The sequence below is a fragment of the Nocardia sp. NPDC056564 genome, assembly GCF_042793755.1.
Lineage (GTDB): Bacteria > Actinomycetota > Actinomycetes > Mycobacteriales > Mycobacteriaceae > Nocardia.
Genome location: NZ_JBHTUR010000033.1, coordinates 49,592 through 58,922, shown reverse-complemented (window position 1 = coordinate 58,922; position 9,331 = coordinate 49,592). Strand labels below are relative to the sequence as shown.

Sequence of the window (9,331 nt, the reverse complement as noted above, 5' to 3'; positions counted from 1 at the left end):
CACCCCGCCAGCTCGTGGGTACCCGGCTAGATCATCGGCGTTGAGGGCGGCATGCTGGGCGCCTGATCCGATCGCGACGCCACCGCCGGATGAGGGGCGGGCCGTCACCGCGCGGGGGCCGCCCGGCCCGGTCGATCAGGACTCTTCGGTGAACCGGTACCACTTTCCGTGGAACGTCGAGTATCCGATGCCGGAGGTCGGGGTGCCGATATAGGGCGGGGCGGCGTCGGGGAAATAGGCGAAGCCGCGCGACGAATTCGACTCTCCCCCTTCGGTATAGAACAGGCAGCCACCGTCGCGGCGGGTGACGTAGGTGATGGTGTAGATGCCGAGGCGGGTGCGGTGGCCGGGGTTGACGCAGTCGGCGGCTTGATTCTGCAAGATGTTCCTGGACAGTTTCCAGCCGGTGGTTTCGGGGACGTTCTGCCAGACCAGGGCGCCGAAGACGACGAGGACGACGAGCCAGATGAGGCTGTAGAAGAAGGAGTGGTAGCGGAACAACCCGAGTAGACCGAAGGGCAGCGCGACCACGCCTAGGACGCCGATGGCCACCCAGAGGATGACCTGAATCGGGAAGGTTCCTTCGGCGGCCAACTGCCAGAACAGGATTAGGCAGCACAGCACGATCAGGGCGGTCAGCAGCCCCATCCAGAGTACGAACCATCCGGGGGTACGGCGCGTAGTGCCGGCGGTCTTCACGGTGCTCAACATACGGGGGACATACCCCGATGCACCGCGAAAACCCCTAACCGGCCGCAATCGGATTCTTGCCGCGAATACCCGAACGCCCTGGCCATGAGACCAGGGCGTTCGGCGGCTAACTGTTCATCGCGACATTACAGCGGCGGGAACCCGGAGGACCCGGTGGCCATCCAATTCCAGAACATCGCCGCACGATTGGCGAGCAACGCGACAACGTCGAGGACAACGCTTCCCATAAATCTTCCTCACATCCGACAATCTCCAGTGCAGCGCCCAGGGTAGTCGATCCCTATAGCACCGCCCTCGGCGCAGACGACGAGACCGTCTCGGCCACGCGGCGGGTGTCTCAGCTGCGAGCACGCGCGACCGCCCGGACCACCTCGGCCGACGCGCCGACGACGAGCACTACCGCGCCGACCGGCAGCGCGCGGCCGGGCGCATCGGTGGTGAGCGTCTCACCGAGACCCTGCTCGGGCAGAAACACCAACGCGGTGATCGTGACCGCGACAAAACACAGCACATACGCCGCAGTCGCCGCGATCAACGGCCGCGCCGCCCGCGAAAGCGGCAGCGGGCCGCGAGCCATCCGCCAGGCGAACCCGACCCCGCCCACCACCGCGAACGCGACCCACCCGTAGTTGGTCGTACTGAACCCGTTGATACCGTGAAAATCGAAGTGCCGGACTCCGCCGACAACCAGGTCGACGAGGGCGGCGACGGACAGCGACAGCGCCCACGGCCACCACGAAATGAACGCTCTCCCACCGTGTCCCGCCACACCGGTGCCGCGCGAACCTGCCATCAGCGCCTCCCACGATCACATCCGCAGTAGGGCCCATCCTCCGCGCTACCGTCCGATCGGCACATCAGGGACAACCATGGATTTCCCCTGAGATCCGCGGGACCCGCGCCGGCTACGCGGGTTCGCGCACGACGATCATCGGGATCTCGACCGAGTGCAGCAGGGCGTTGCTGGTCGAGCCGAGCACCATGCTCTGGAATCCGCCGCGCCCATGACTGCCGACGACGACCAGCTGGGCGTTGGCGGACTCGTCGAGCAGAGAGCGAACCGGCCGGTTGGCCACCACGATTCGCCGCACGGTGACATCGGGGTAGCGCTCGGCGTGGCCGGCGAGAGCCTCGGCCAGGGTCGCCTGCGCGGACTCCTGCGCACCGTCCCACCCGGCGACGGGCACGTCGAGCCCGCTGACGTCGCTCCACGCGTGCAGCGCGGTCAGGCCGACCTTGCGCCGCGACGCCTCCTCGAAGGCGAGATCGAGAGCCCCGACACTGTTGCTGGTCCCATCGACCCCGACCAGGATCGGCTGCGTCGCCGACACGGCGTCGATCGCGGAGTTCCCATGGATCACCGCGACCGGGCAGTGGGCGTGGTGGGTGGCGGCGGTACTGACCGAGCCGAGCATGCCGCGGCGGAACGCGCCCATCCCGCGGCTGCCGACGACCAGCATGCGCGCCCGCGCGGACCGCCCGATCAGCATCGGGATGATCGGCTCGGCCGAGACCTCGGTGCTGATCCGCGGCTGGTCACCGGGCGCCGCGGTGCGCGCGATCCGGGTGGCCTCGACCAGGATTCGCTCGCTGTCCCTGCGCAGCCATTCCAGGTCGGCCGTCCCCAGCGCCACACCGCGCCCGTAACCGGTATCGATGCCCATCGAGGTCAGCAGGTGCAGCCCGCAGTGGTGCAGCCCGGCTTCGACCGCCGCCCAGGCCACGGCCTGGTAGGAGCTCGCGGAGCCATCAACGGCGGCGAGGATCTGTGGGTTGAGTTCAGTTGCCTGCGAAGCATTTTCGACGGACATGCCGGTGCCTTCCTGCGCGGAGATGAAAATCAGGGTTGAGTGCCAACGGGTTTCGCCGACATCGGCCGCAGCACGGCCAGGCGGTGCCGGTATTCGGTCTCGTCGACCTCGCCGCTGGCGAACAGTTCGGCGAGCAGCGCCTCCGGCGACAACCGGGGCTGCTCCCGCCGCGGTTGCGCCGCGACGCGGTCGAGCCGGTTGAACGCGATGATCGCGACGGCCGCGGTGACCCACAGCGGGACCACGACCAGAATCAGGAGCACGAACAGCCACCACTGGGCGCCGTCCCCGTACCAATACATCATTGCCGGTCCTCTCCGATCGGACGGCTGAGCTGCCGCCACTCGTGTGCCCATCGGCCGTCCCGGTGCCGGTCGAGCAACCAGCCTGCACCGTGGACCAGGCACCAGCCGGTGAACCAGGTGCCGCCCAGCACGACCACGCCGACACCGATGCCAACCATGGCGGCCGCCGCGGGCCGGCGTGGTTCCGCCGTCACCGCACCGTCGGCCCCGAGCCACACCGTGGCGTGGTCGCCGGCCACCATGCCGCGGCGTACGGCAACGACCTCGGTGCCGGAGCGGCCGTTGTCATCCCAGCGCACCCGCGCCCGGTACTCCTGACCTGCCGACCGCACGGGATCCTCGGTGAGCACCGCGGTGACGCTGTGCCTCGCCGCGTGCTCGGCGCCGATCCGGGCCGCGCTCTCGGTGTAGGCCGCCGTGCCGAGCGCACCCGCGACGGGCACTGCCACCAGCACCGCCGCCACCGCGAGGAGGCGCACCACCGCTTCGAGGCGGTCGGATTTGCGCAACAACGGATTCGGGCTCCACGGCTGCGTGGACCACCAGCGAATCACCTGGGTCCACGACCCGTGGATGGGGATGGTCACGTTCTCCGACATCGCCATTCACCTCGTTCCGGCGGCGCCTGCTGTCGACTTCGAGCATCCCGTCCGGCCGCGGACGGCGGCAGAGAAGAAAGTCACCCGGTAGGCGGGCCGAGTGGCCCCGGATTCCGATCCGCCTGAACCGCCGCGGCGACGGTGGCCGAAGGTCCTCCGGTCAGCGTCGTTTCGGCACTGTGCGCCGCCGGAGCCGGGTCATAGCGTCGAGTTCAACGGTCTTCCGCAGGTGCAGAGGAGTGCGAGATGCGGTCACGAGTCGTCTACGAATCCATGTTCGGCAACACCGCCGCCATCGCCGAGGCGATCGCGGACGGGCTGCGCGAGTACGGGCCGGTGGAGGTGCTGAACATCGCCGCGGCCGCCAATGTGCCCGCCCCGGCGGTCGATCTGCTGGTGGTCGGCGGCCCGACGCACGCACTCGGCCTGAGCAGGCAGCGCACCCGGCTCGACGCCGCCGAACGCACCGATGCGCCGGTCGTGGTCGACATCGGCATCCGGGAATGGTTCGACGCGGCGCTGCCCGTGCCCGCGGGTTGCCGCGCCGCGGCGTTCGGCACCAAGGCCGCCAAGCCGCCGTGGCTACCCGGATCTGCCGCGCACGGCGCGGGAAAACGATTGCGGCGCTTAGGTTATCAACTCGCGGACGAGCCGATGGACTTCCTGGTCGACGGAATGACCGGGCCACTCAGCGAGGGCGAACTGGCCAGGGCGCGGGCCTGGGCCCAACGACTCGCCCACGTCGAGCAGGACCGCATCGCGCACCTGCACTGAGCTTCCCGCCGCCGACTGCGTCCTTTGGACCTCCGGGTTCGTGACCAATGACCGGCGTGGCGGACGGCATCCGATTCCTACCGTACAGACATCGCAACAACCGACTCGAAGGGGCGCCAGGCGCATGGCTACGCACAACAATGACGACGCACATGACATCGCCACGGCCGCAGTGGTCGTCGGCGTCGACGGATCCGCGGCCGCCGACCTCGCCGTCCGCTGGGCCGCCGAGACGGCCGCCGCTCGCCATCGCCGGCTGCGCATCGTCACCGGCCTGAATTTCGCAGCGACACAGGCCGTTACGGGCACCTACGACCTGATGATCCCCGCCGTCGTCGAGGCGATCCGCAGCCATGGCGCCGAGTGCGTCGCCGCCGCACGCGACCTGGCCCTGTCCGTCGACCCCACGCTGACCGTGGAAACCGAAGTCTCCGAGGGCAATCCGGCGCGACTGCTGATCGAGCACTCCGAATCGGCGCACCTCGTCGTGATCGGCGCGTCCAGCGACGGCGGAACCATCCGCCACCTCGGATCCACCCTGCTCGCGGTGGCCAGTCACGGCCACGGATCGATCGTGGTCGTCCGCGGCACCGAACGGGCCACCGGCAGTGCGGGTCCCGTCGTGGTCGGCGTCGACGGCGGCCCGGTCAGCGAAGCCGCGATCGGCGTCGCTTTCGCCGAGGCCAGCAACCGCAACGCGGATCTGGTCGCCGTGCACGTATGGAGCGACCTGTACTTCGACACGTTCGGGGGCACCATCACCGATCCCGCCATCCACGAGCACGCACAGGCGACCCTGGCCGAGCAACTGGCCGGCTGGCAGCAGAAGTACCCGGACGTCGAGGTCACCCGCGAGGTATATCAGTCCGGACCGCGCCACTACCTGATCGAGTGGTCCAAGACCGCGCAGCTGCTCGTCGTCGGCAGCCGCGGCCGCGGTGGTTTCCGCGGCCTGCTGCTCGGCTCGACCAGCAACGCGCTGGTCCAACGCGCCCATTGCCCGGTGCTGGTCGCCCACGCGGACTGACCCCCCGCCCATACCTAGAAAGGCACCACCATGTCCGTCAACCCGCTCAACCCGCCGGTCATCGTCGGCACCGACGGTTCCGCCGTCGCCACCGACGCGGTGCGCTGGGCCGCGTGCGACGCGGCACAGCACGGCGCGCCGCTGCACATCGTGTACGCGATCGGCGCGCCGATGGATTTCGGTCCCGGCCTCGCCTTTCCCCAATTCGACTACGAGACCTATCGGCAATCCGGCGAGATCATCGTCGCCAAGGCCCGTGAAGTCGCGGCGGCCGTCGCCGCCCCGCTCGGCGACCTCGACATCAGCACGTTCGTTGTCGACGCACCGCCGATCCCGGTGCTGCGCGACCGATCGGCGAACGCGCGACTGCTCGTCGTCGGTACGCACGGCTACGGCGCGTTGCGCCGCGGCCTGCTCGGTTCGGTGAGCACGTCGCTGGCCAGGCACGCGAAGTGCCCGGTCGCGGTGATTCCCGAGGCGAACGAGGGAACGCCGGTCGGCGCCCACGGCCCGGTCGTGGTCGGCGTCGACGGATCGGCGGGCGGGGAACTCGCGCTCGAGGTCGCCTTCGATGAGGCGTCCCGGCGCGACGCTCCCCTGCTCGCGGTCCTCGCCTGGTCGGAATTCAACCGGTACATCCCGCGCACCGAGATGCAGAAGGAGGGGGAAACGCTGCTGGCCGAGAGTATCGCCGGCTATCAGGAGAAGTATCCGGACGTCCAGGTGTCCCGGCTCGTCACCGAGGCCCGCCCGGCCAAGTGCCTGCTCGGCACCGCCGAGCTCGCTCAGCTGCTCGTGGTCGGCAGTCACGGGCACGGCGGCTTCCCCGGGATGACCCTCGGCTCGGTCGGGCAAGCGGTGCTGCACGGCGCCGACTGCCCGGTCATCATCGCCCGCGCGGCGAGCTGACCGACTCTATTCGGCGGACCCCGAAATCGTCCGACTCTACTCTCATGCTCGCCGAATTCGATTGCGCGGCAGGCGATACCGACGACGAAGCAGCGGGCTCGCGGTGGATTGTCACCGACGCTTTCCGCGAGCTGTGTTCCCCGGGCCTGCTGGAGCATCTGTTCGCCCGGTCGCCCGCCGCGCTGACTCGCATCCTGCTCGAGGGCGCAGCCGACCCGATCGGCAGCGGGGACTGTATCGCCACTTCGTGCATGGATCCCAGTGTGTCGGCCGCCCGCCGGGCGGCGAAGAGTCGAAAGACGATGCCAGAAGTCCCTATCCGCCGGTATCCGTGCGCTCCGGTGACTTTGTGCCCTTCGGGTCGGGCTCAAGTCCCGTATCTGCTGCCCATGGGCGGGGCCGACACTCGATGCATGACCGACAGTGAGGCACTTCCCGAAACGTTCGTACCGGATCGACCGACGATCACGGCCGCCGTGCGGCTGGCCGGGCGGGCGCCTTCGGTACACAACACCCAGCCGTGGCGGTGGGTGTTCGACGGCACGCGGCTGCACCTCTATCGCGACAACGAGCGGTTGCTGACCTCGAGCGATCCGCACGGCAGGCAGCTGGTGATCAGCTGCGGCGCGGCGCTGCACCACCTGCGCACCGCGTTCGCCGCGCGCGGCTGGCACACCGACACCGTGCGGCTACCCGACCCGGCGCGGGCCGACCATCTGGCGGCCATCGAGTTCCGCCCGTGGCCGGACGCGCCGACCGGCGTGCAGGCGCGCGCCCGCGCGATCGAGACGCGCCACACCGACCGACTGCCGATGCTCCCGCCGCGGGGCTGGGCCGAACTCGTGCACCGGGCGCGGATGCTGGCGAACCCGCACGACATCGAACTCGATGTGCTCGACGCCGAGGCGGGACCGCGGCTGGCGGCCGCCTCGCAGCACGCGACCGCGCTACGTCGCTACGACATGGAGTATCAGACCGAATTGCATTGGTGGACCGGGCATTCCCACGTGACGGAGGGGGTTCCCCGAGAGGCGCTCGTCTCGGACGCGGAGTTCTCCCGGGTTCCGGTGGGGCGTACCTTCCCGTCCGCGCCGCATTCCGCGCGCCGCGGTACGGCCGAGGACCAGGCACAACTGATGGTGCTCAGCTCCGACAACGACGCGATGCTCGCCTGGCTGCACGCCGGAGAGGCGCTGTCGGCGGTCCTGCTGGAGTGCACCGTGGCCGGGCTGGCGAGTTGCGCGCTGACCCACATCACCGAACTGCCCACCGCCCGCAAGATCATCGCGAGCCTGCTCCGCCACCCGGTGGTCCCGCAGGTCGTGATCCGCGTCGGCTCGGCGCCCGACGGAGAGGCACCGCCGGCCACGCCGCGCCGACCGGTCACCGACATCCTTGTCTTCGATCAGGGATAGCGGTGCCGGAAACCGGGTACGGCGGCGCCCGTTAGCCGTCGTACCCGGGTTCAGCGCTCAGGCCCGTGCGCGTTCTCGCGCCAGCAGCCGATCTCGCTGCTCTTCGAATCTGGGAATCCGGACCTGCTCCAGGTCGTCGAGATGGGCCGCGAGCCGCTCCCGGACCTGTTCACCTCGCGCGCTGAAATCATTGCGGCCGAAGATATTCCATTGCCGCAGCACCGGAGTCAGCACCTCCTCCAGGTGCTGGCGAAGATCGTAGACACCGTGTTTGGCCATCAGCACACCGTGGCGGCGGAAGTTCGGCATGCCGGCCCCCGGCATCTGGAAGTTCCGCACGATCGCGTCGATGGCCTCGATCGCCTGATCCGGCGCCAGATCGAGGGCCGCACCGCAGACCGTCCGATAGAAGATCATGTGCAGGTTCTCGTCGGCCGCGATGCGCTGCAACAGCTTGTCCGCGATCGGGTCCGCGCAGACCCGGCTGGTATTGCGATGGGTGACCCGGGTGGCCAGTTCCTGAAAGCTCACGTACGCGACCGAATGCAGGAAGCCCGCGCCGCTGTCCACGTCCGCGGCCGTCGCGCCGGAGGCGAAACCGTTGGTCATGTGGATCATTCGCGCCTCCTCCAGCGCGATCGGGTCCACCCCTCGGGTCACCACGAGGTAATCCCGGATAACGGTGCTGTGCCGCATCTCCTCCGCGGTCCAGCGACCGACCCAGGTCCCCCAGGCGCCGTCTCTGGAGAAGTTCTCGGCGATCTCCCGGTGATAGGAGGGCAGGTTGTCCTCGGTGAGCAGATTGGTGATCATGGCCGCCTTGGCCACTGTACTGAGCCTCGATTGCTCGGCGTCCCAGTCGATTCCGCCGAGCATGGCGAAATTGCGCCCCTCGTCCCACGGAATGTAGTCGTGTGGGTGCCAGTCCTTGGTCATCGAAAGGTGCCGGTGCACACAGTCTTCGGCGATCGGCTCCAGCTCGGTCAGGATCTCGCGTTGCTTCAGGTCGCGCGGCAATTGGTTGCCTACCCTTCTCTTTCGACGGATTCATCGGGCGCGATCAGCGCGAGGTCGCCGTCGTACCGGCGATAGAACAGCCGGCCACGGTTGTCGCGCGGATCGGTGCAGAACAGGAACGGTAAGCCGTAGCGGCACAACCGATCCGCGGCCTCGGCCGCGCTAAGGTACGCGGTCGGAAGCGGATTGACGGTGAGCGCCAACGCTTCCCCGGTGGCGGGCAGTCCACGACGGTGCTGCCGGGCAAGCCGGACGCCCCACGGGCCGGCGCGGTGCACGACCGCGTCCATTCCGGTCTCCAGGTCGGTGAACAGGTGAGCGTCGTAATCCATGGCCTCCAGCGCCACGGTCGCCTCGGCCACCGGCACTTTCCGAATCGCGCATACCTTGCGGCGCACGATCGGCCGCACCTCGGTCGGCACCGCCAACTGCGGCCGCCAGGGATCGGGCCAACGCGGCCGCACCGCGCCCGCGGTCACGCCGGCGAGTATCCGATCCAGCCGCTCGGCGGCGAACGCGGTCGCGAACGCGCCCGGTCCGACCGCTTGCGCCCGGACCGGCGTCTCGCCGAAATCGAGGTTCACCTGCACCAGTACCGGCCCCTCGGCACACGGCGCGGCGCTGATCCGCACCCGCGCGTCGTTGTGCGCGTGGTGCCGGCGCATGACTCGCTCGACGGTATTCGCCGCCTGCGCACGCTGCGCTTCGGTCACCGGTCCGGAAGTCGTGACCAGTATCGATGGAGCTTCCGCTCGGATAGACC

11 protein-coding genes are annotated in these 9,331 nt (G+C 69.2%); 4 read left to right on the top strand and 7 right to left on the bottom strand.

The features are described 5' to 3' along the window. Positions 1–135: 135 nt before the first annotated feature. From ACFQ9K_RS43550 to ACFQ9K_RS43530, 5 genes are all read right to left on the bottom strand, one after another. Positions 136–648 carry a hypothetical protein gene (locus ACFQ9K_RS43550; RefSeq protein WP_378724205.1) on the bottom strand — a complete coding sequence of 171 codons (513 nt, stop codon included), beginning with the start codon at positions 646–648 and terminating at the stop codon, positions 136–138. Positions 649–1,048: 400 nt separating this feature from the next. After that, on the bottom strand, positions 1,049–1,504 hold the full coding sequence (locus ACFQ9K_RS43545; RefSeq protein WP_378724207.1) for a hypothetical protein: 456 nt from the start codon (positions 1,502–1,504) through the stop codon (positions 1,049–1,051). Positions 1,505–1,616: 112 nt separating this feature from the next. Further along, positions 1,617–2,522, bottom strand: coding sequence for a universal stress protein (locus ACFQ9K_RS43540; protein WP_378724209.1), 906 nt, complete (start codon positions 2,520–2,522; stop codon positions 1,617–1,619). Positions 2,523–2,551: 29 nt separating this feature from the next. Then, entirely contained in the window at positions 2,552–2,827 is a 276-nt protein-coding gene (locus ACFQ9K_RS43535) for an SHOCT domain-containing protein (protein WP_378724211.1), read from the bottom strand. Next, positions 2,824–3,426 carry a hypothetical protein gene (locus ACFQ9K_RS43530; RefSeq protein WP_378724213.1) on the bottom strand — a complete coding sequence of 201 codons (603 nt, stop codon included), beginning with the start codon at positions 3,424–3,426 and terminating at the stop codon, positions 2,824–2,826. The genes ACFQ9K_RS43535 and ACFQ9K_RS43530 overlap by 4 nt, the downstream gene beginning before the upstream one ends. Before the next feature lie 246 nt (positions 3,427–3,672). On the opposite strand from ACFQ9K_RS43530, the gene ACFQ9K_RS43525 reads away from it, so the two are divergent. The 4 genes from ACFQ9K_RS43525 to ACFQ9K_RS43510 all read left to right on the top strand — a co-directional run bounded on the left by ACFQ9K_RS43525 (position 3,673) and on the right by ACFQ9K_RS43510 (position 7,551). Continuing rightward, positions 3,673–4,200: a flavodoxin family protein gene (locus ACFQ9K_RS43525; RefSeq protein WP_378724215.1), complete on the top strand. Its 528-nt coding sequence runs from the start codon at positions 3,673–3,675 to the stop codon at positions 4,198–4,200. A gap of 124 nt (positions 4,201–4,324) precedes the next feature. Continuing rightward, the gene (locus ACFQ9K_RS43520) at positions 4,325–5,227 is read left to right on the top strand and encodes a universal stress protein (RefSeq protein WP_378724217.1); all 903 of its coding nucleotides are present in this window, start codon (positions 4,325–4,327) and stop codon (positions 5,225–5,227) included. 30 nt (positions 5,228–5,257) lie between these two features. Then, a complete protein-coding gene (locus ACFQ9K_RS43515) occupies positions 5,258–6,136 on the top strand; it encodes a universal stress protein (RefSeq protein WP_378724219.1) in 879 nt (292 codons plus the stop codon). Positions 6,137–6,549: 413 nt separating this feature from the next. Beyond that, positions 6,550–7,551: an Acg family FMN-binding oxidoreductase gene (locus tag ACFQ9K_RS43510; protein WP_378724221.1), complete on the top strand. Its 1,002-nt coding sequence runs from the start codon at positions 6,550–6,552 to the stop codon at positions 7,549–7,551. A 57-nt stretch (positions 7,552–7,608) separates the two neighbouring features. Here ACFQ9K_RS43510 and ACFQ9K_RS43505 read toward each other — a convergent pair whose 3' ends face one another. Next, positions 7,609–8,568 carry an acyl-ACP desaturase gene (locus ACFQ9K_RS43505; RefSeq protein WP_378724223.1) on the bottom strand — a complete coding sequence of 320 codons (960 nt, stop codon included), beginning with the start codon at positions 8,566–8,568 and terminating at the stop codon, positions 7,609–7,611. 8 nt (positions 8,569–8,576) lie between these two features. Then, positions 8,577–9,281 (bottom strand): sigma 54 modulation/S30EA ribosomal C-terminal domain-containing protein, encoded by a 705-nt coding sequence (locus ACFQ9K_RS43500; RefSeq protein WP_378724225.1) that lies wholly within the window; start codon positions 9,279–9,281, stop codon positions 8,577–8,579. Positions 9,282–9,331: the final 50 nt, after the last annotated feature.